Genomic DNA, 20,009 nt, shown 5'->3' with positions numbered 1-20,009 from the left:
GACTCCCCCCATGGCCTTGGCCCCCTGCTCGGTGGCTGTGGCGCTGCTGTGGGCCCTGGGGAGCAGCTGGGTGCAGGCCCAACCTGCCGGTTTGCTACTGCGCAGCAGCCCTTTGCTGGAAGAAGCCGTCACGGATCGCCAGAAGTCCGAAGGGGCGGTGTTTGTCAAAGGCGACCAAATCACCGCACGGCCCGACATGGACCTGGTGGTCGAGGGCCAGGCCAGCGTGCGGCGGCCCGGACTGGCCTTGAGCGCTGACCGGGTGGACTACGACCAGACACAGGACGTGGTGGACGCCAAAGGCCAGGTGCGCGTGAGCACCGAGACCAGCGTCTTCACCGGTCCACACCTCAGGCTCAAGGTCGACAGCTTTCAGGGCACCTTTGAAAAGCCCGACTTCGAGTTGTACAGCAGTGGCGGCTATGGCCAAGCCGCCCAAGTCGAGTTTGTGGACAACACGCGGACCCTCCTTCGCCAGGCCAACTACACCACATGCCGCCGCACACCCGGCCCGGAATGGCTGCCCGCCTGGTTGCTGAAAGCCGCCAAACTGACGGTGGACGAAGAGGAATCGACCATCCAGGCCGAAGGCGTGCAGTTCCGATTCCAGGACGTGCCCGTTTTTGCAGCCCCCTCGATCAGCCTGCCGTTGACCAACGAACGCAAGTCCGGCCTGTTGCCGCCCCTGCTGAGCATCGACACGGTCAACGGCGTCGAAGTGGCGCAGCCCTACTACTTCGACATCGCGCCCAACCGCGATGCGACGGTGACCACCCACGTCATGAGCCAACGGGGCGTCGCGGTCGACTCCGAATTCCGTTACCTGGAACGCGACTACAACGGACAGGTTCGCTTGAACCTGATGCCCGGCGACAAACTGCGCTCGCAAACACGCTGGGGCTTGACCAGCCAACACAACGGCGGCATCGACACCGGACTGGACAGCGTGGGCCGCATTGGCCTGGGCCTGACCCTGAACCGCGTGAGCGACAACAACTACTGGCGGGACTTTCCACGCTCAGGTCTGGTGCTGACACAACGCGTGCTGCCTTCCACGGGCGTGCTGTCCTGGGGTCGGGGCGACTTCAGCATGAGCGCACAGGTGCAGCGCTGGCAAAACCTGCAAGAAGCCGCGCCGCCTTACGACAGGGCACCGCAGATCACCATGCGCTATGGTCAATGGAATGCCGAAGGCCTGGACTGGTCGGTGGTGGGCGACACCACGCGTTTTGAGGCCGACTACTCGCGCATCGCCAATGCGGGCCTGCCGCGCAACGGCGAGCGCAGTTTCGTGCAGGCCCAGGTCAGCCGCCCCTGGATTCGCCCTTGGGGCTTCGTGACGCCCAAGCTGCAACTGCATGCCACGCGCTACCAGATGGACCGGGCACTGAACAACGGGGCCACGGCGGTGAACCGGGTGTTGCCGACCTTCAGCCTGGATTCCGGGCTGGTGTTTGAACGCGAAACCCGCTGGTTCGGGCGCGACGTGCTGCAGACCCTGGAGCCCCGGGCCTTTTACGCCCGCACACCTTACAAGGACCAGAGCATGCTGCCGCTTTACGACAGCGGTGCCACCGACTTCAACCTGTCCACGATCTACAGCGAAAACACCTATGTGGGCCATGACCGATTGGCCGACAACGACGCGCTGACCTTGGGTGTGAGCAGCCGCTTTTTTGATGCGAACAACGGTGCAGAAATGCTTCGGGTGGGTGTCGCACAGCGCATCCGGTTTTCAGACCAACTTGTCGGACTTCAAAGCAATCCTCCCCCGGTCAAGGCCGGTTTGAGCGACATTTTGTTCGGTGCCGGTATCCGCTGGGACGACCGCTGGTCCTTTGACGGAACCCTGCAAGCCAACAACCAGACGCACGACATCGCCCGCACCACCTTGCAGGCCCGCTACAGCCACAGCCCCTACCGGGTGATCAACGCAGCTTACCGGGCTAATAACCAGGTCACGCCTGGCACAACAGCATCCGAGTTTGTGGATGTAGGTTGGCAATGGCCTTTGAGCGACCTGGTGGGCAACACCGACCGGCAAGCCGAAACGGCCTGGTCCCGCACACCCGGTCAAGGCCTGGGGCCAGACCGCTGGTACACCGTGGGCCGTCTGAACTACAGCCTGAAAGAGCGCAGCCTGGTCGACACCTTGCTGGGCCTGGAATACGATGCGGGCTGCTGGTTGGGGCGGGTGGCTTTTCAACGGCTGCAGACCAACGTTTCCGCAGCCAGCCCAACGAGCTCGAACAGCCGCATCCTTTTCCAGCTTGAATTCATCGGTTTCGCCCGCGTGGGCATCAGCCCCCTCAAGAGCCTCAGTGACAACATTCCCCGCTACCAATACCTGCGCGACAGCACGGTTCAACCCAGTCGGTTCCAGCACTATGAATAAACTGTTTTCTCCTGCCCGCTCCGCATTTGTGGCGTCTGTTTGGGGCGTCATGGGTTTGCTCGCCAGCACTGGCGCTTGGGCGCAAACGGCAGCGCCGACCACCAGCAACCGTCAGGCCGACTTCATTGTGGCGGTGGTCAATTCCGAGCCCATCACCAACCGGGATGTTCAGGTGCTGCGCCAACGCCTGGCCAACGAAGCCGCCGCACGCGGGGGCAACCGGCCCGATGCCAGCGAGCTCACGCGGCTGGCCCTGGAGCAGTTGATCAATGAAAAAGCGCAGATGCAGCAGGCCCGTGAAGCGGGCATCAAGATCGACAGCGAGGCCATCGACCAGGCCGAGCTCAATGTAGCGGCCAGCAACCAGTTGACACGCGAGGAAATGCACAAACGCCTGGCCCAAGACGGCATCGCGCTGAGCAGCTTTCGCGAGCAATTGCGCACCCAGCTGACGCTCAGCCGCCTGCGCGAGCGGGAGATCGAAGGACGCGTGCGTGTGAGCGACCTGGAAGTCGAGCAATTCCTGCGCGAACAACTGAAGGCGCAAGCCGCCCAAGTGCCCGCCCAATTGAATTTGGGCATGATCTTGATTGCGGTGCCCGAAAACAGCAGCGAGGCTGCCGTGCAGGCTTTGGGTGAACGTGCCGCCGACGTGGCCCGGCGCGCACGGGCGGGTGAAAACTTTGCCGAATTGGCCAAAGCAACTTCTCAAGCCGCCGACCGGGGGGCCAATGGCGGCGAAATGGGTTTGCGCCCCGCTGACCGCTACCCCGAACTCTTCCTGGACGCCACGCGCAATCTGAAGACGGGTGAAGTGTCCGCGCCTGTGCGTTCCGCAGCGGGCTTTCACATCCTGAAGGTGCTGGAGCGCCGCCAGGCCAACACCTTGCTCGTCACGCAAACACGGGCACGCCACATCTTGCTGCGGCCAAGCGCACAAATGTCCCAAGCCCAGGCCGTGGCCAAACTGACTGAAGTGCGTCAGGCCGTGGTCTCCGGCAAGGCCGATTTCGCCGCCGTGGCCCGCCAGATGTCACAAGACGGCAGCGCCCAACAAGGCGGCGATCTGGGCTGGGCCAACCCCGGCATGTTTGTACCCGAGTTTGAACAGGTCATGAACCGCCTGCGTCCAGGCCAGGTGGCAGAGCCTTTGGTCTCCCGGTTTGGTGTTCATCTGATCGAAGTCACCGACCGCCGTAACGCACCCATGAGCGATCAGGAGCAGCGCACCATGGCACGCAATGCCTTGCGTGAAAAGAAGCTTGACGAAGCTTATGCCGCCTGGGTCGAAGACATTCGCGGCCGGGCTTACGTCGAGATGCGCGAGCCGCCGCAATGAAGCACATCGCGCGCAAACGGTTTGGCCAGCATTTCCTGACCGACGGCGGCATCATCGATGCCATCGTCGACGCGATCCACCCCGAGCCTGGCCAGCCCATGGTCGAAATCGGCCCCGGTCTGGCCGCTTTGACCCAACCCCTGGTGGAGCGCTTGGGTCACCTCACGGTGATCGAGCTCGACCGCGATCTGGCCGTGCGCTTGCGCGAGCACCCTCACCTCTCAGTGGTCGAGTCGGACGTGTTGAAGGTCGATTTCAGAGCGCTGGCCTCGCACATGCTGGCCAGCGCCCAAACGCCAGCCACCTCCACCGCCAAAATCCGCGTCGTCGGCAACCTGCCCTACAACATCTCCACCCCCATCCTGTTCCATTTGCTGGACCAGGTCGATGTGATCGAAGACCAGCACTTCATGCTGCAAAAAGAGGTGATCGACCGCATGGTGGCCCAACCCGCCACCTCGGATTACAGCCGCCTGTCGGTGATGCTGCAGTGGCGCTACGACATGGCCAACGTGCTGTTTGTGCCGCCCGAAAGCTTTGACCCACCGCCACGGGTGGACAGCGCGGTGGTGCGCATGGTGCCGCTGGCCGAGCCGCCTCAGGTCAACGTCAAGACCCTGGAGACCTTGGTGCAGGTGGCATTCAGCCAGCGCCGCAAGATTTTGCGCAACACCCTGGGCCAATGGCTCGATGAGAAAGGCTTTGCAGGCCACTTCGACTTGCAGCGCCGCGCCGAAGAGGTGCCCGTGGCCGAGTTTGTGGCTTTGGCTCAAGCTGTCTGACGCGTCAGGGGGCTCCGCGCCAAAGAAAAAGCCCGTCGTTGACGGGCTTTTTCATGGGTGCCGCGTGAGCGACCGGGCGGGTTTCAGGCAGCTGCGAGCCAGTAACCTGCGTTGAATGGACTGCTCATGCGCAGCGCCAGGGGCGAGACGTCCACCAGTTTGTCGGTGGGCATTTTTTCGCCTTCTTCGATCGAATCGGCCATGGCGGCGTCTTCGTTTTGTGCCTCATTCGCCCGTCCTGCTTGGCTGTTTTGTGCAGAACGGGCTACCGAAAAGAATAGAAGCATCGGAAGGGTATCTTCCGGTCTCCCCAGTAATCGGCTGTGTCGCGGAAGATGTCCAGCAACTGCTCGCGGGCTTCCTTGTCGAACTTGGCGTGTGCGGGAATCTGCTCCAGCACCACGATGAAGCCAGGCTGTGGGCCCGACTTGTGCAACGGGTCGGTCATGCAGTCGTACAAGGCATCGAAGTTCTTGCCAAAGTGCGAGGGCAATGTGAATTGCGCACCAATCAGGTCCAGCACGTCTTGCTTGCTCTGGGCTTCGGCCAGGTTGGCATACAAAAAGTGGTGGCCCAGGCCTTGGGCGGCATCTTGCAAGTCGCTCACGCGGTAAGCGCGGATCGACTGCACGATGTTAGACCGCACGCCCTTCAGGGGCGTCTCTTGGTCATGACGAATCGGCGTGTCCATCTCCGTGGTCTTTCTCTAGAGTCAAAAAATCAAGGCTTGTCGACAATCATGCGAAAACTCGCGTAATGGTCTTGTGTGTAGTAACAGGTCTGTGGATCACGGGGAATTTGGCCACCGCAAACGATGCGCCGCGCTCCCCGGTGCTTCACCCCGGGTGTTCTGACGGTGTATTCACGGTAAAACCCCCGCGCTTCGCGGGGCAGAAGTCGCTCGCGATTGCCAAAAACCGTCCCGTCCTTTTCGTAGGGAAAAGGACCGCCCTTGCGGATGAGTTGGTACGTTTCTTGGCCTTCTCGCGGCAAATCTGTCACCCGCACAACGGGTGAAGTTTGGGCATCGGTGGCTGGACGGGCTTGCACCAAAATAGTGCAAATTGATAACATCAACCCCAAAAGCACCGGTAACCAGCGCTGCAGGGAGGCGAATTGTCGCGCCACCTTCATGAAAACACCTTTCAGAAGTCCCCGGGTTAACCCGAACACTCGAAGGCGCTAGTGTGAGGCAAACGACATAAAAAAGCAAGCGAATGCCCAATAAACAGGCAAAACCTGTCCGGACATTCGCGCTTTAAGTGAGCACAGACTCTTGTTTTATGCCTTAACGCGCTGCGTTGGCATCGGCCACCGTCAGGGCGGTCATGTTCACGATCCGCCTGACTGTGGTGCTCGGCGTGAGGATGTGGACCGGTTTGGCCGCACCCAGCAAAACAGGCCCCACAGCGATGTTGCCACCAGCTGCGGTCTTGAGCAGGTTGTAAGCGATATTGGCGGCATCGATGTTTGGCAAAACCAACAAATTCGCGTCGCCGATCAGGCTGCTGTTGGGCATGAGGGCCTGGCGTGCTGCGGCGTCCAGGGCCACGTCGCCGTGCATTTCACCGTCCACTTCCAGCCAGGGCGCGTTTTGACGCAACAAGTCCAAGACCTGCCGCATCTTGACGGCGCTGGGCTGGTTCGACGAGCCAAAGTTGGAGTGCGACAACAAGGCTGCCTTGGGCTGGATGCCGAAACGGCGCATTTCTTCAGCGGCCATGACGGTGAATTCGGCCAACTGCTCGGCCGTGGGGTCGTAGTTCACATGGGTGTCGACCATGAACACCTGACGGCCCGGCAACATCAAACCGTTCATGCAGGCGAAGGTGTTCACGCCTTTGCGCTTGCCCACCACCTGGTCGATGTAGTTCAGGTGCATGGGGTTGGTGCCCCAAGTGCCGCAAATCATGCCGTCCACGTCGCCTTTGTGCAGCAACATGGCGCCAATCAGCGACAAACGGCGTCGCATCTCGATCTTGGCGATCTGCTGGGTGATGCCTTTGCGCTCGGTCATGCGGTGGTAGGTCTGCCAGAAATCGCGGTAGCGGTGGTCCATTTCGACGTTGACCACGTCGTAGTCCAGCTCTTCCTTCAGGCGCAAGCCGAATTTCTCGATGCGCTCGGCGATCACGGCGGGGCGGCCGATCAGCGTGGGGCGGGCAATGCCCTCGTCCACCACGATCTGCGCGGCACGCAGCACGCGTTCTTCTTCCCCCTCGCTGTAGGCGATGCGTTTTTTCAGGGCGCGTTTGGCGGCCGTGAAAATCGGCTTCATCATGGTGCCCGAGGCGTAGACAAAGCCTTGCAGTTTTTCGCGGTAAGCGTCCAGGTCTTTGATCGGGCGCAGGGCCACGCCGCTTTCTGCAGCGGCTTTCGCCACGGCGGGCGCGATCTTCATCATCAGGCGCGGGTCGAACGGCTTGGGGATCAGGTATTCGGGGCCAAAGGCCAGGGGCTCGCCCACATAGGCTGCAGCCACCACTTCGCTTTGTTCGGCCTGCGCCAGCTCGGCAATGGCGTGCACGGCCGCAATTTCCATCTCCAGCGTGATGGTGGTCGCGCCCGAGTCCAGTGCGCCCCGGAAGATGTAGGGGAAGCACAGGACGTTGTTGACCTGATTGGGGTAATCGGTGCGGCCCGTGGCCATGATGGCGTCGTCGCGTACGGCCTTCACATCGGCCGGGTCGATTTCGGGGTTGGGGTTGGCCAGCGCAAAAATCAGCGGCTTGGCGGCCATGGACTGGACCATGTCCTGCTTGAGCACGCCCCCGGCCGACAGGCCCAGGAACACGTCGGCTCCGGCGATCACTTCGCGCAGCGTGCGCAGATCGGTCTTTTGCACGAACTGGATCTTGTCTTCGTCCATCAGCTCGGTGCGGCCTTCGTAGACCACACCCGCCAGGTCGGTGACCCAGATGTTTTCGCGCGGGATGCCCAGCTTGACCAGCAAACCCAAGCAAGCCAGGGCCGCTGCGCCCGCGCCCGAGGTGACCAGTTTGATCTTTTTCGGGTCTTTGCCCACGATCTTCAGGCCGTTCAAGATGGCTGCGCCCACCACGATGGCGGTGCCGTGCTGGTCGTCGTGGAAGACCGGGATCTTCATGCGCTCGCGCAACTTGCGCTCGATGTAGAAGCAGTCCGGGGCCTTGATGTCTTCGAGGTTGATGCCGCCAAAGGTCGGCTCCAAGGAGGCGATGATCTCGACCAGCTTGTCCGGGTCTTTTTCGTTGATCTCGATGTCGAACACGTCGATGCCCGAAAACTTCTTGAACAGCACCCCCTTGCCTTCCATGACCGGCTTGCTGGCCAGCGGGCCGATGTCGCCCAGGCCCAGCACGGCGGTGCCGTTGGTCACCACGCCCACCAGGTTGCCCCGGCTGGTGTACTTGAAGGCGTTGGCCGGGTCCTTGACGATTTCTTCGCAAGGGGCTGCCACGCCGGGCGAATAGGCCAGCGCCAGGTCGTGCTGGTTGACCAGTTGCTTGGTCGGGGCGATAGCGATTTTGCCGGGGGTGGGGAACTCGTGGTATTCGAGTGCGGCTTTGCGCAGCTGGGCGCGTTTTTCTTCGGCTTGGACCTTGTTGGTCATTGTTTTGGCTCCGTTGTAGGGATGTGCTGTCGGGGTTGCCGGGGTTCGACAACGGATCTGGATGGCAAAGAATTTGTCAACATCCAGGGCGACAGTCAGGCGGTATTTTCATTGTAGACCCCGCATTCAACGCTCAAGGCCTGGGTAATGCCCTTCGCCAGTGAGTTGGCTTTTGACTTTTGCGCACAAATGAAGGGCGAAATGGCGGCTGTTCAGCGCAAATGCTTCCAGGCTTTGTGCTGCAAGGCCTGCGCCACGCTGACCGAGCGTTGCCCTGGAATGATCTGAAAAGACGCACCGGCTTGCAAACGACCCGGCTGGTCCACCGCCAAATAAAAGCCGCAGCGCCCGCTTTGCACCATGTCCTTGGCGGCCTGGGCGTAACCCATGACGGCATTGAATTTGCCGCAGGGCTCGCGTGGCTGGGTCACACGCAAGACCACATCACCAAAGTCCAGGCGGTCACCCACAAAAAGGTCTTGTTCGAGCACGCCTTGCAGGCTCAGGTTTTCACCCAAAAAGCCCGGTGCCAAAGCTTCTTCAAACATCGTCACACCCTGGGCCTGCCGCTGCGCCTGCCACCAGGGCAGGTGCTCCGTAGGCAAGGCGTACACCGCTTTGCCGAGGCCCCCATGCACCGACAAATCGGCTTGCTCGTCACCGACCAGGCCCAGGACACCGACCTCGATGGGGCCAGCGACCGTGGTTTTGCCAATGGCCGACACCAGCTTGCGCCCGCCCACCATCAGCGGGCGCACCTGGCCGATCTGGATGGCGAGCAGCGTGCCTGAAAAACCCGGCGGCGAACTCGACTGCATGGGCCGTTCAGCCGCGCATCAAGGCTTCGATCTCGTCGGCCTGGACCGGCACACCGCGCGTGATCAACTCGCAACCCGTGGCGGTCACGATGGCGTCGTCTTCGATGCGGATGCCGATGTTGTGGAACTTTTCGGGCACGCCGGGTGCCGGGCGCACATACAAGCCCGGCTCGATGGTCAGCACCATGCCCGGCTGCAGGATGCGGCTGGGGCGGTCCTTGATGATCTCGCCGCTCAGCGGGTCTTTGCGCTCGCTGATCTGGCCCACCTGCGTAGGCTCGACATAGCTGCCGCAGTCGTGCACGTCCATGCCCAGCCAGTGGCCGGTGCGGTGCATGTAAAACTGGAAATAGCTGCGGTTGGCGATCACGTCTTGCGCGTTGCCGACCTTGTTCTTATCGAGCAAGCCCACATCGAGCAGGCCCTGTGCCAGCACGGCCACGGTGGCCTCGTGCGGGTCGACAAAACGGGCCCCGGCCTTGGTCGCGGCCACGGCCGCGTCTTGCGAAGCCAGCACCAGGTCGTACAAAGTGCGTTGCGGCCCGGTGAATGTGCCGTTGGCCGGGAAGGTGCGGGTGATGTCGCTGGCGTAACCATCCAGCTCGCAACCGGCATCGATCAACACCAGATCGCCGTTTTGGATCAAGGCGGTGTCGGCGCGGTAATGCAGTACGCAGGCATTGGCCCCGCCCGCCACGATGGAGCCGTAGGCCGGGTACTGCGAACCGCTTTGGCGGAACTCGTGCAGCAACTCAGCGTCCAGGTGGTATTCACGCACCTCTTGCCCCGCACGCAGCATGGCGGCGCTGCGCTGCATGGCGCGGATGTGGGCGCGAGCGCTGATGGCGCTGGCGCGGCGCATGATGTCCTGCTCGTGTGGGTCTTTCACCAGACGCATTTCGTCGAGCAGGCTGCACACATCGCGTTGCTGCTCGGGGCACAAAGCGCCGTAACGCACCCGTGCGCGGACCGACTGCAGCCAGCCGTTCACCAAACTCTCCAAGCCAGAGTGGATGGCAAAGGGGTACCAAACGGTGCTGCGGTTTTCCAGCAATTTGGGCATGTGCGCCGCCATCTCGCCGATGGGCAAAGCCCGACTCACGCCCAAAGCGGCGGGCGCGGCGTCTGGCCCCAGGCGGATGCCGTCCCAGATTTCGCGCTCCAGGTCTTTGGGCTGGCAAAACAGCGTGGTCTCGCCCTCGGCCGTGATCACCAGGCTTGCATGGGGCTCGGTGAAACCGGTCAGGTAATAAAAGTAGCTGTCGTGCCGGTACAGGTAATCGCTGTCACGGTTGCGCGGGCGCTCGGGCGCAGTAGGGATGATGGCAATACCTCCTGCGCCCAGTTGGGCAGCGAGGCGGGCACGGCGTTGGGCGTAGATCGTGTTGGAGGTCATCTGAACATTGTAGGAGGCCGCCCCTGCGGCCGAATGTCTGTGGGCCCCTAGACCCATTCGCGAGCAGGGGCTCGCTCCCACGAAAGACGACAGCTTGGAGGAGCTTAGCCTTGGTTGAGCTGCGCCAGCCGCTCGGGCGTCCCCACATCGGTCCAGTCGCCCGCATACACCTCGCCCGTCACCTGCCCCCGGTCCATGGCCGCACGCAGCAAGGGCGCCAGCGCCAGCGCGACGCCTTGGGGGTTGCCCGCAGGCAGGCCGCAATCGGCAAAAAAGACCCGTTTGTAGAGTGCGATGGTGCTGAAGGTTTGGTCACGGCCCGCCGCCCCTTTGGGCAGGTTGAGCACCTGACCCGTGGCCGACAGGCCAAAGTCGCCGCCCGGGTTGTGCGCCGGATTGGGCACCAGCCACAGATGGGCCAGCGCCGGGCTGGCGGCAAAACGCTGCACCGCCTGCGCCGTGAACACAAAGTCGGGTGCGAACACATCCCCCGCCACCACCCAAAACACCTCATCCAGCAGGGGCAGGGCACGCACAATGCCGCCCGCAGTCTCCAGCGCCTGGCCAAAGTCCTGACCTTCATGGGAGTAGCTGATCTGCACCTCGGGCAAGCCGGGCCAGGTGACACGGTCGCCAAAGTACGCCGGGATCTGCTCGCCCAGCCAGGCGGTATTGACCAGCTGGCGGGTGAAGCCGCCACGCGCCAGGCCTTGCATGGGCCACTGCATGAGCGGCTGGCCGCGCACGGGCAGCAAGGGCTTGGGGATTGCGTCGGTCAAAGGGCGCATGCGCTCGCCCCGGCCTGCGGCCAGGACCATGGCCTGGGCAGGCGGTCTGGAGGAAACAGTCATGGGGCGATGTTGCCATGAACCGGGGGCAAGTCCAGGCGCACAGCCAGACATCTCGGCGAGGGCACCGCTCCCACAAAACTCCAGCGGGGGACGGACCGTGGTCACCGTCTGGCCGGTCCAGGGAACAGGAAAAGGGGCAAGCTCGGCCGTTAAAATAAGGGGTTTTCCCGAATTACTACCCGGAGTTGCCCCACATGGCCAATACACAGCAAATGGCGAACGCCATCCGCGCCCTCGCAATGGACGCCGTCCAACAAGCCAACTCCGGTCACCCCGGTGCCCCCATGGGCATGGCCGACATGGCTGTGGCGCTGTGGGGCGATCACCTGCAACACAACCCTGCCAACCCGCATTGGGCCAACCGCGACCGCTTTGTGCTGTCCAACGGCCACGCTTCGATGCTGATCTATTCGGTGCTGCACCTGACGGGCTACAAGCTGCCGATCGAAGAAATCAAGAATTTCCGCCAGCTGCACAGCAAAACCGCAGGCCACCCCGAAGTGGGCGTGACCCCCGGCGTGGAAACCACCACCGGCCCGCTGGGTCAGGGCATCACCAACGCCGTGGGCATGGCGCTGGCCGAAAAAATGCTGGCCGCCGAGTTCAACCAACCCGGTCACGCCATCGTCAACCACCACACCTATGTGTTCCTGGGTGACGGCTGCCTGATGGAAGGCATCAGCCACGAAGCCGTGGCCTTGGCCGGCGCCTGGAAGCTGAACAAGCTGATTGCCCTGTACGACGACAACGGCATCTCGATCGACGGCCAAGTGGCCCCTTGGTTCATCGACAACACGCCCCAGCGCTTTGCCGCCTGCGGCTGGAACGTGATCGACGCCGTGGATGGCCACGACGCTGCCGCCATCTCCAAAGCGATTGCCTCGGCCAAACACAGCGCTGACAAACCCACGCTGATCGTCTGCAAGACCGCCATCGGCAAAGGCTCGCCCAACCGCGCAGGCACTTCCAAAGCCCACGGAGAACCGCTGGGTGCCGAAGAAATCAAGCTCACCCGCGAAGCCTTGGGCTGGGGCCACGAGCCCTTCAAGATTCCCAAAGAGGTTTATGCCGACTGGGATGCCAAGGCTGCTGGCAAAGCCCGCGAAGCCGCCTGGAACACCGCCTTTGCCGCTTACAAAGCCGCCTTCCCGGCGCAAGCCAAAGAGTTCGTGCGCCGCATGAAGGGCGAGCTGCCCAAGAACTTCAACCAGGTGGCGTTCGACGCCGTGGTCGCCGCCCACACCAAGGCCGAGACCGTGGCCAGCCGCAAGGCCAGCCAGATCGCGCTGGAAGCCTTCACCGCCGCCCTGCCCGAAATGCTGGGCGGCTCGGCCGACCTGACCGGCTCCAACCTGACCAACACCAAGAGCACCGCCGCCTTCCGCGTGGACTTGGCTGGTGATGTGGTCAAAACAGCAGAAGGCCAGATTGGTCGCCACATCAACTACGGCGTGCGCGAATTCGGCATGGCCGCCATCATGAACGGCGTGGCCCTGCACGGTGGCTACATCCCTTACGGCGGCACTTTCCTGACCTTCTCAGACTATTCACGCAACGCCATCCGCATGGCCGCGCTGATGAAGCAGCGCGTGATCCATGTCTTCACCCACGACTCCATTGGCCTGGGCGAAGACGGCCCGACCCACCAGTCGATCGAGCACGCCGCCAGCCTGCGCCTGATCCCCGGTCTGGACGTGTGGCGTCCCGCTGACACGGCCGAGACCGCCGTGGCCTGGGCCGTGGCCCTGCAAAACGCCAACCGTCCCTCGGCCCTGCTGCTCAGCCGCCAGAACCTGGCCTACTCGCCCAAGAGCGATCTGGGCGACATCAGCCGCGGCGCTTATGTGCTGTCCGAGCCTGAACACGTCGGCATGAAGAAGACCCACAGCGTGATCATCGCCACCGGCTCTGAAGTGCAACTGGCCCTGGCCGCGCAAAAGCTGCTGGCCGAACGCAAGATCGGTGTGCGCGTGGTCTCCATGCCCAGCACCAATGTGTTTGACCGCCAGGACACCGAATACAAGCAAAGCGTGTTGCCCAAAGGCCTGCCCCGCGTGGCGGTCGAGATGGGCTCCACCGACGGCTGGTGGAAATACGGCTGCGCCGCCGTGGTCGGCATCGACACCTACGGCGAATCGGCCCCGGCCCCCGTGCTGTTCAAACACTTCGGCTTCACCGCCGAAAACGTGGCCGACACGGTCCATGCGGCGCTGCTCAAGGCCTGATTCAGGCCCGCCGGATGAACCTCTTCAGCGCCATGGGTTGGGCCCCGCGCTGATGCACGTTCAAGGATCAGGCCCATGCAAGGGTTTTGATTTCCAATCCGGTTACGTAACGGTTTAGTAACTTTATCCCGAGGCTTTCACCATGACCATCAAGTTGGGTATCAACGGATTCGGGCGCATTGGCCGCCTGGCCCTGCGCGCTGCACTCAAACACGGCTTCAACGACATCCAGATCGTCGGCATCAACGACCCCAAGCCGTCGGACTACCTGGCCTACATGCTCAAGTACGACAGCGTGCACGGCCGCTTTGATGGCACGGTGGATTTCACCGAAGACAGCCTGATCGTCAACGGCAAGAAGATCAAACTCTCGCACGAGCGCGACGCGCACAACCTGCGCTGGGGCCAGATGGGTGTGGACATCGTGCTCGAATGCACGGGCCACTACCTGACCGAGCCCACCAGCCAGATGCACATCGCAGCCGGTGCCAAGAAGGTCGTGATCTCGGCCCCGTCCAAAGACAGCATCCCCATGTTCGTTTACGGCGTGAACCACAAAAAATACGCAGGCGAAGCCATCATCTCGAACGCTTCGTGCACCACCAACTGCCTGGCCCCCGTGGTCAAGGTGCTCCACGACAAATGGGGCATCAAGCGCGGTTTGATGACCACGGTGCACGCCGCCACCGCCAGCCAAATGACGGTGGACGGCTCGTCGCGCAAAGACTGGCGCGGCGGACGCGGCATTCTGGAAAACATCATCCCCAGCAGCACAGGCGCGGCCAAGGCCGTAGGCGTGGTGATCCCCGAGATCAAGGGCAAGATCACCGGCATGGCCTTCCGCGTGCCCACCTCCGATGTGTCGGTGGTCGACCTGACCGTGGAGCTGAACAGCGACGCCAGCTACGCCGAGATCTGCGCCGAAATGAAAGCGCAAAGCGAAGGCGCGCTCAAGGGCGTGCTGGGCTACACCGACGAAAAGGTGGTTTCCACCGATTTCCGCGGCGAGCCCTGCGCCAGCGTGTTCGACGCGACCGCCGGTATTGCGCTCGACAAGAGCTTCGTCAAGATCGTCGCTTGGTATGACAACGAATGGGGCTACGCCAAGCAGTGCCTGGAGATGGTGCGGGTGGTGGCCAAGAAGAAGTGAGCTTCTGCTGGGTCGGTCGCAGGGGCAGCCTCCCACAAAATTCAGATGACTTTTAACCCGATCAGCGTGTCGCTTTGATCCAATCCGCCGCCTTCTCGGCGATCATGATGGTCGGTGCATTGGTATTGCCGCTCACGATGCGCGGCATGACGGACGCATCGACCACCCGCAGCCCCGGCACGCCGTGCACACGCAATTGCGCATCTACCACTGCCATGTTGTCTTGCCCCATGCGGCAAGTGCCCACCGGGTGGTAGACCGTGTCGGCGTTTTGACGAATCCAGTGTTCCAGCTGTTCATCGGTGCGGGCATCGGCCGAAGCCGCCCACTCTTTGCCATACGCCGCCAGCGCAGGCTGGGCCAGGATGCGCTGGGCTTGGCGGACGCCATCGCGCAAGCGCTGCAGGTCACGCGGGTCGCTCAAAAACTGCGGGTCAATGAGCGGTACGCTGTGCGGGTTGCGGTCGGCCAATTGCACACGGCCTCGGCTGTCCGGCTGCAGCAAACACACATGCAAAGAGTAACCATGCCCCAGCGTCAACTGGCGGCCATGGTCCACCAGTTTGGCCACCACAAAATGCAGCTGGATGTCGGGGTGTGCCTCATGGGGGCGGCTTTTGTAAAACGCACCGCCCTCTGCAAAGTTGGTGGTGAGCCGCCCAGTGCGGTGTTGACGCCAAGCCCACAAAGCCTGCAAGGTGTGCCAAGCGCCGCGGGGTGACACGCCGATCAAATCGGTTTGCCCCGGCGCATCGGCCACCAGCACCGCGTCCGGGTGGTCGTGCAAGTTTTCGCCCACGCCGGGCAAGTCGCGCAGCACCTCGATGCCCAGGCTTTGCAAATGCGCAGCTGGCCCGATACCCGAGCGCATGAGGATGGCAGGCGACTGGAAAGCGCCTGCGCTCAAAATGATCTCGCGCCGAGCGGTCAAAGTCTGTGCCTTGCCACCCTGCAAGGTGTGCACCTGGCGCGCCACGCCGTCGACCAGGCCAATCCGGTCCACGGTGACACCGGTCATGACATGCAAATTGGGACGCCCCCGATTCGGCGTGAGGTAGGCCTTGGCGGCACTGAAACGCTCGCCCGCACGCTGGGTGACCTGGTACAGGCCCACGCCTTCTTGGGTGGGGCCATTGAAGTCGGTGGTGTGGGGCAAGCCCGCTTGCACACCCGCCTCGACAAAGCGCTTGGCAAACGGGTTGGGGCTTTGCAGATCGGCCACGTTCAAAGGGCCGTTTTGACCATGCCATTCGTTGTGGATGCGCTCGTTGTGCTCGGCCTTGAGAAAGTAGGGCAACACATCAGCCCACGCCCAACCTTCGCAGCCCATGTCGGCCCAGGTGTCGTAGTCGACCTGTTGGCCACGGATGTAGGCCATCGCATTGGTCGAGCTGGAGCCACCCAAAGTGCGGCCACGCGGCTGAAAACCGCTGCGCCCCAGCAAGCCGGGCTGCGGCACGGTGCTCAGGCCTTGCGAGACGATTTCGGTGCGGGCCATGAGCGCAATGCCTGCAGGGCAATGGATCAAGGCACTGGTGTCGGGCGGACCTGCTTCGATCAAGGCGACCTGCACGGCCGGGTCTTCGCTCAAACGGGCAGCCAACACACAACCCGCCGAGCCACCGCCCACGACGATGTAGTCAAAATCCAAAGTGCTCATCTCTCCCTTTCGTTGGCGTTTTCGCCTTGTTGGTCAGTCGATCAGAGCCCCACGTACACCGGTGCAAAGCCGCCGCCAAGTGTCCTGAAGTTGGTGGTCTGACCTTGGTACAAACGGGCGGCCAGCGATTGCACTTGCCCGTTGTAGGTGTAATTGCGCACATCGAACTTGAGCACCTGCGCCGCTTCACCCCCCGAGATGGTGCGCTCGCCCGGGGCCACCAAGGCTTGGGCGATGTAGTTGCCCGCCAGGATTTCCGCCCAGACCCGGTGGGTCAGTTTGTCGCCCCGGTACGTCGCCTTGCCGCCATAGCCCGCAAATGGCTTGAAGAAATGGTGCTTGCGCTGCGCCCACAAATGCTCGGCGTTGGCCGGGGTCACCACCACGGTTTGTGGAATGCCGTCCAGCAACACCGCTTGCGTGGCCATCGGTACACCCATGGCCGTCAAGCTGTCTGCGTTGCACAGCAAAGCCAGGTTGCGCTTGTCGGCCAGCAAGGCGTGGGCTTGCGGGTGGGGCGTCAAGACCACGGCATCCTGCAAATAGGCTTCACGCAGATGAGCATGGGCCGGTTCACTCAATGCGAAGTCGGTCAAGCGGTTGTAGACCAAATCAATCGCGGTGTTGTCGAACCAAAGCCGGTTGTCACGCCAGACGAGTTGCGAAGGGTCGGCAATGACCGCCTGCACGCCATGGCGTTTGAACAAACTCTGGAACAGCAAAAACTCCGGGTACAGGTATTGCTGCTCAGGAGACGCATCGACAATGGCCACGGTTTGCAAGGGGCGGTCGAGCTGGGCCAGTCGCCACTCGTTTTGAAACATCGCCACGAAAGCGGACTCCAGCGCGTCGACCTGCGCCGCCGTGGGCACCATGGCTTCGATCTCCGGGCAGCAAGCACGCTGCGCCCGCGCCAGCAAGGCGTTGAGCAGCGCCCCGCCGGCATTGGTGTTCACCTCGATCAGGCCAAAGCCCTGGCCATGTTCGTTGCCGTGGACATGAAAGTCATAGCCCATGAACACGCTTTTGGCACGCGTTGGATGCCTTGCAATCGGGTCCGAGCGGGACAGCACTTCTTCGCGGTAAGCCGGCAACGCGACCACAGACTCCAGGGCCGAAATCAGACGGGCCATGCGCTGCACTTGCGCCTGCGAAAGCACCACTGGCCGTGCCGAAAACAGCGAAGGCAAGCGGTCGCGCACCAGGTCAAACAGTGCCGGATTGCCAATGTCTGCCGCCATGGTTTGCGCCAAAGCCTGGTCGTCCAGGCTGATGCAAAAACATTCGCGGTTGAAGTTGTCGGTGTTGATGTGTGCGGTGTTCACTGGGCTGCGTCCTGGCTTGGGGTCTGGCTGAATCTTATCGCCAAGCCCATTGCGGACGAATCCGGCAAGCGGTCAAAGACACACAACCCACGCGGTCAGGATGCCAGTGAACACGCCCCCATCAGTGCAGCACCTGCAAAAAGGCCCTCAGGCCAGTTGGGCCACTGCACGCGCTATGCGCTTGCAACCTTCATCAAGTATGTCGATCGATGTGGCAATCGACATCCGGAAATAAGGCGCAAGTCCATACGCCGTGCCTGCCACCACCGCCACGCCCTCGCTTTCCAGCAAGTACATGACGACATCGGTGTCCTCTTTCAGCACTTTGCCGTCAGGGGTCTTGCGGCCCAACAGGCCCGCGCAATTGACATACAAATAAAACGCGCCCTCGGGCAATCGGCAGCTGATGCCCTCAATGGCGTTGAGCGCCTGGACAGTGCGGTCCCGCCGTTGCTTGTAGACGGCCACGCTTTCCGTCACAAAGCTCTGATCACCATTGAATGCCGCCGCGGAAGCCGCCTGGCTGATGGCACAGCAACTGCCCGTGGATTGAGACAACAGGGTGTCCAGTGCTTTGATGTATTCACGTCGACCTGCGATGTAGCCAATGCGCCAGCCGGTCATCGCGTAAGTTTTGGAGACCCCATTGATCACCAGCGTGCGGTCACGCAGCTGTGGCGCTGCTTGCAACAAGTGCGGCGTGCGCTGGCCATCGAAGCGGATGTGCTCGTAAATGTCATCGGTCATGACCATCACGCCGGGATGGCGGTCCAGCACCTGCGCCAGAGCCTGGTATTCCTCCATCGTGTAGCTCGCCCCCGTGGGGTTGCTGGGTGAGTTGATCAAAAGCCAGCGCGTGCGCGGGGTGATGCTGGCTTCAAGCTGTTCCGGGGTCAGCTTGAACCCATTGGCCTCGGGACACACCACCGTCACGGGCGTTCCATCGCAGGCCAGCACCATGTCAGGGTAAGAGACCCAATAGGGGGCAGGAATGATCACCTCATCACCTGCCTCGATGGTGATCGCAAACGCGCTGAAGATGGCACTTTTGGCACCGCTGGTCACGATGATTTCGTCCATCTCGTAGTGCAGGCCGTTCTCACGCTGGAGCTTGGCCACAATCGCCTGGCGCACGTCGACCGTACCCGCCATCAGCGTGTAGCGCGTTTGCCCCTTGTTCATGGCCTCGACTGCGGCCTCACGGATGTGAACGGGTGTGTCGAAGTCAGGCTCACCGACCACCAGATTGACAATGGATTTGCCCTGCCGACGCAGTTCGCTGGCACGGTCAGCGGCAAACGTACTGGGGGAAGGCTTGATGCGTCGAAGCCTGGCTGCAAGTTGGGGCGTACTCATGTAGTGAACTCCTTTGATGGCCGTAAAGGTAGGGCGACACGGCCCGAAATGCCAAGACGGCTTTCCTCTGCCTTAATAGGTAACGCTTATGGATAGATAATGACCGCCATGACGATCAATCTCAGGCGGCTCAAATACTTTGTAAAAATCGTGGATGTCGGCAGCCTGACCCAGGCCGCCGACCTGCTGCACATTGCCCAGCCCGCAATCAGCCAGCAACTGGCCACCCTGGAGGCGGAGGTGCGCCAGCAACTGTTGCTGCGAACCAAAAGAGGGGTCACCCCGACAGAAGCGGGCAAAGTGCTGTATCGGCATGCACAACTGATACTGCGGCAATGTGACCAGGCCGTGGTCGACATGCAAACGGCGAGCAGCGGCATATCAGGCTCTGTGTGCATTGGCCTGGCACCCGGCACCATGGCCGCCACCCTGGCTTTACCCCTGCTTCGCATTTTGCGGGCCAGACACCCGGGCATCGTGCCCTACCTGAATGAAAACTACGGCACCACTTTGTCTGAGCTGGTCATGAGTGGCCGCATGGACCTGGCTGTGCTCTACGGCGGACGGGATGCCATTCATGGCCTGCAATTCCTGCCCTTGTTGCGTGAATCACTGTATCTGGTGGGACCACCATCCACGCCAGCCCCGGCCGAGACCATCACCGTGCGAGAGCTGGCCGAATTTGATCTGTATTTGCCGCGCAGCTACAACTACCTGCGCCGTCTGGTGGATGAGGCATTTGCCAGCCTGGGACTGAAACCCCGTGTGGTCGCGGAGATCGAGTCGGCCAAGACCTTGTCGGCCCTGATCAGCGATGGCTTGGGGGCGGCAGTGGTGCCCACCTCGCTGGCACGGGAACTGGTGGAGGACTGCAATGCCTGGCAGGCCCGCATCATCGAGCCTGAAATCGAAGCGCGGCTTTCCTTGTGTCAGTCGGATCACCTGCCTTTGTCCGAACCGGCCAAAGCCGTCAAGGACATCTTGCTGGAGGTCATTGCCGACATTCCGGGCAGTTTTCTCAGTCCCGGGTCACGCGCCCAGCCTGCCGGGAGCAGCAACTGAGCTGAACGCCAAGCCGAAAATTTCGACCGAATGTCTAGCGTTCCATAAGCGAACCTTA

The 20,009-nt window shown here is 62.1% G+C and carries 15 protein-coding genes; 6 read left to right on the top strand and 9 right to left on the bottom strand.

Annotation, left to right across the window (positions count from 1 at the left end; all coding sequences use genetic code 11):
• Positions 1-10: 10 nt before the first annotated feature.
• The 3 genes from ACZ5RT_RS15830 to rsmA are packed head-to-tail and all read left to right on the top strand — an operon-like array spanning position 11 to position 4,516.
• Positions 11-2,395, top strand: a complete 2,385-nt coding sequence (locus ACZ5RT_RS15830) for an LPS-assembly protein LptD (protein WP_464453097.1) — start codon at positions 11-13, stop codon at positions 2,393-2,395.
• Positions 2,388-3,734 carry a peptidylprolyl isomerase gene (locus tag ACZ5RT_RS15825; RefSeq protein WP_464453096.1) on the top strand — a complete coding sequence of 449 codons (1,347 nt, stop codon included), beginning with the start codon at positions 2,388-2,390 and terminating at the stop codon, positions 3,732-3,734. The genes ACZ5RT_RS15830 and ACZ5RT_RS15825 overlap by 8 nt, the downstream gene beginning before the upstream one ends.
• Entirely contained in the window at positions 3,731-4,516 is a 786-nt protein-coding gene (gene rsmA / locus ACZ5RT_RS15820; RefSeq protein WP_422170514.1) for a 16S rRNA (adenine(1518)-N(6)/adenine(1519)-N(6))-dimethyltransferase RsmA, read from the top strand. Before ACZ5RT_RS15825 ends, rsmA begins: the two co-directional genes overlap by 4 nt.
• Before the next feature lie 265 nt (positions 4,517-4,781).
• On the opposite strand, the gene ACZ5RT_RS15815 is transcribed toward rsmA, so the two are convergent.
• The 6 genes from ACZ5RT_RS15815 to ACZ5RT_RS15790 all read right to left on the bottom strand — a co-directional run bounded on the left by ACZ5RT_RS15815 (position 4,782) and on the right by ACZ5RT_RS15790 (position 11,173).
• A complete protein-coding gene (locus ACZ5RT_RS15815) occupies positions 4,782-5,207 on the bottom strand; it encodes a barstar family protein (protein WP_108428128.1) in 426 nt (141 codons plus the stop codon).
• A 29-nt stretch (positions 5,208-5,236) separates the two neighbouring features.
• A complete protein-coding gene (locus ACZ5RT_RS15810; protein WP_291924659.1) occupies positions 5,237-5,650 on the bottom strand; it encodes a guanyl-specific ribonuclease in 414 nt (137 codons plus the stop codon).
• Between the two features lie 154 nt (positions 5,651-5,804).
• A complete protein-coding gene (locus ACZ5RT_RS15805) occupies positions 5,805-8,108 on the bottom strand; it encodes an NADP-dependent malic enzyme (protein WP_464453095.1) in 2,304 nt (767 codons plus the stop codon).
• Positions 8,109-8,320: 212 nt separating this feature from the next.
• The gene (locus ACZ5RT_RS15800) at positions 8,321-8,926 is read right to left on the bottom strand and encodes an MOSC domain-containing protein (RefSeq protein WP_464453094.1); all 606 of its coding nucleotides are present in this window, start codon (positions 8,924-8,926) and stop codon (positions 8,321-8,323) included.
• 7 nt (positions 8,927-8,933) lie between these two features.
• On the bottom strand, positions 8,934-10,322 hold the full coding sequence (locus ACZ5RT_RS15795) for an aminopeptidase P N-terminal domain-containing protein (protein WP_464453093.1): 1,389 nt from the start codon (positions 10,320-10,322) through the stop codon (positions 8,934-8,936).
• 104 nt (positions 10,323-10,426) lie between these two features.
• A complete protein-coding gene (locus tag ACZ5RT_RS15790) occupies positions 10,427-11,173 on the bottom strand; it encodes a nucleotidyltransferase family protein (protein WP_464453092.1) in 747 nt (248 codons plus the stop codon).
• 194 nt (positions 11,174-11,367) lie between these two features.
• Here ACZ5RT_RS15790 and tkt point away from each other — a divergent pair, with 194 nt between their 5' ends.
• Together tkt and gap are read left to right on the top strand one after the other, a co-directional pair.
• Positions 11,368-13,398, top strand: a complete 2,031-nt coding sequence (gene tkt / locus ACZ5RT_RS15785; protein WP_464453091.1) for a transketolase — start codon at positions 11,368-11,370, stop codon at positions 13,396-13,398.
• 142 nt (positions 13,399-13,540) lie between these two features.
• Positions 13,541-14,548, top strand: a complete 1,008-nt coding sequence (gap, locus tag ACZ5RT_RS15780; RefSeq protein ID WP_464453090.1) for a type I glyceraldehyde-3-phosphate dehydrogenase — start codon at positions 13,541-13,543, stop codon at positions 14,546-14,548.
• 61 nt (positions 14,549-14,609) lie between these two features.
• Here gap and ACZ5RT_RS15775 read toward each other — a convergent pair whose 3' ends face one another.
• The 3 genes from ACZ5RT_RS15775 to ACZ5RT_RS15765 all read right to left on the bottom strand — a co-directional run bounded on the left by ACZ5RT_RS15775 (position 14,610) and on the right by ACZ5RT_RS15765 (position 18,889).
• A complete protein-coding gene (locus ACZ5RT_RS15775; RefSeq protein WP_464453089.1) occupies positions 14,610-16,208 on the bottom strand; it encodes a GMC family oxidoreductase in 1,599 nt (532 codons plus the stop codon).
• Positions 16,209-16,249: 41 nt separating this feature from the next.
• Positions 16,250-17,533 carry a hypothetical protein gene (locus ACZ5RT_RS15770; protein WP_464453088.1) on the bottom strand — a complete coding sequence of 428 codons (1,284 nt, stop codon included), beginning with the start codon at positions 17,531-17,533 and terminating at the stop codon, positions 16,250-16,252.
• Positions 17,534-17,680: 147 nt separating this feature from the next.
• Positions 17,681-18,889 (bottom strand): aspartate transaminase, encoded by a 1,209-nt coding sequence (locus ACZ5RT_RS15765; protein WP_464453087.1) that lies wholly within the window; start codon positions 18,887-18,889, stop codon positions 17,681-17,683.
• 114 nt (positions 18,890-19,003) lie between these two features.
• Here ACZ5RT_RS15765 and nac point away from each other — a divergent pair, with 114 nt between their 5' ends.
• Positions 19,004-19,951: a nitrogen assimilation transcriptional regulator NAC gene (gene nac, locus ACZ5RT_RS15760; protein WP_464454235.1), complete on the top strand. Its 948-nt coding sequence runs from the start codon at positions 19,004-19,006 to the stop codon at positions 19,949-19,951.
• Positions 19,952-20,009: the final 58 nt, after the last annotated feature.

The sequence above is a fragment of the Limnohabitans sp. TEGF003 genome (assembly GCF_055395455.1).
Note: the sequence above shows the minus strand (reverse complement) of the source record. Positions and strands in the feature narration are given on the sequence as shown.

Excerpts from the sequence above, each read along its gene's own strand:
- ACZ5RT_RS15765 (WP_464453087.1), bottom strand. The coding sequence starts at position 18,889 with ATGAGTACGCCCCAACTTGCAGCCAGGCTTCGACGCATCAAGCCTTCC.
- ACZ5RT_RS15810 (WP_291924659.1), bottom strand. The coding sequence starts at position 5,650 with ATGAAGGTGGCGCGACAATTCGCCTCCCTGCAGCGCTGGTTACCGGTG.
- ACZ5RT_RS15775 (WP_464453089.1), bottom strand. The coding sequence starts at position 16,208 with ATGAGCACTTTGGATTTTGACTACATCGTCGTGGGCGGTGGCTCGGCG.
- ACZ5RT_RS15815 (WP_108428128.1), bottom strand. The coding sequence starts at position 5,207 with ATGGACACGCCGATTCGTCATGACCAAGAGACGCCCCTGAAGGGCGTG.
- rsmA (WP_422170514.1), top strand. The coding sequence starts at position 3,731 with ATGAAGCACATCGCGCGCAAACGGTTTGGCCAGCATTTCCTGACCGAC.
- ACZ5RT_RS15790 (WP_464453092.1), bottom strand. The coding sequence starts at position 11,173 with ATGACTGTTTCCTCCAGACCGCCTGCCCAGGCCATGGTCCTGGCCGCA.
- tkt (WP_464453091.1), top strand. The coding sequence starts at position 11,368 with ATGGCCAATACACAGCAAATGGCGAACGCCATCCGCGCCCTCGCAATG.
- ACZ5RT_RS15805 (WP_464453095.1), bottom strand. The coding sequence starts at position 8,108 with ATGACCAACAAGGTCCAAGCCGAAGAAAAACGCGCCCAGCTGCGCAAA.
- ACZ5RT_RS15795 (WP_464453093.1), bottom strand. The coding sequence starts at position 10,322 with ATGACCTCCAACACGATCTACGCCCAACGCCGTGCCCGCCTCGCTGCC.
- ACZ5RT_RS15800 (WP_464453094.1), bottom strand. The coding sequence starts at position 8,926 with ATGCAGTCGAGTTCGCCGCCGGGTTTTTCAGGCACGCTGCTCGCCATC.
- gap (WP_464453090.1), top strand. The coding sequence starts at position 13,541 with ATGACCATCAAGTTGGGTATCAACGGATTCGGGCGCATTGGCCGCCTG.
- ACZ5RT_RS15825 (WP_464453096.1), top strand. The coding sequence starts at position 2,388 with ATGAATAAACTGTTTTCTCCTGCCCGCTCCGCATTTGTGGCGTCTGTT.
- ACZ5RT_RS15830 (WP_464453097.1), top strand. The coding sequence starts at position 11 with ATGGCCTTGGCCCCCTGCTCGGTGGCTGTGGCGCTGCTGTGGGCCCTG.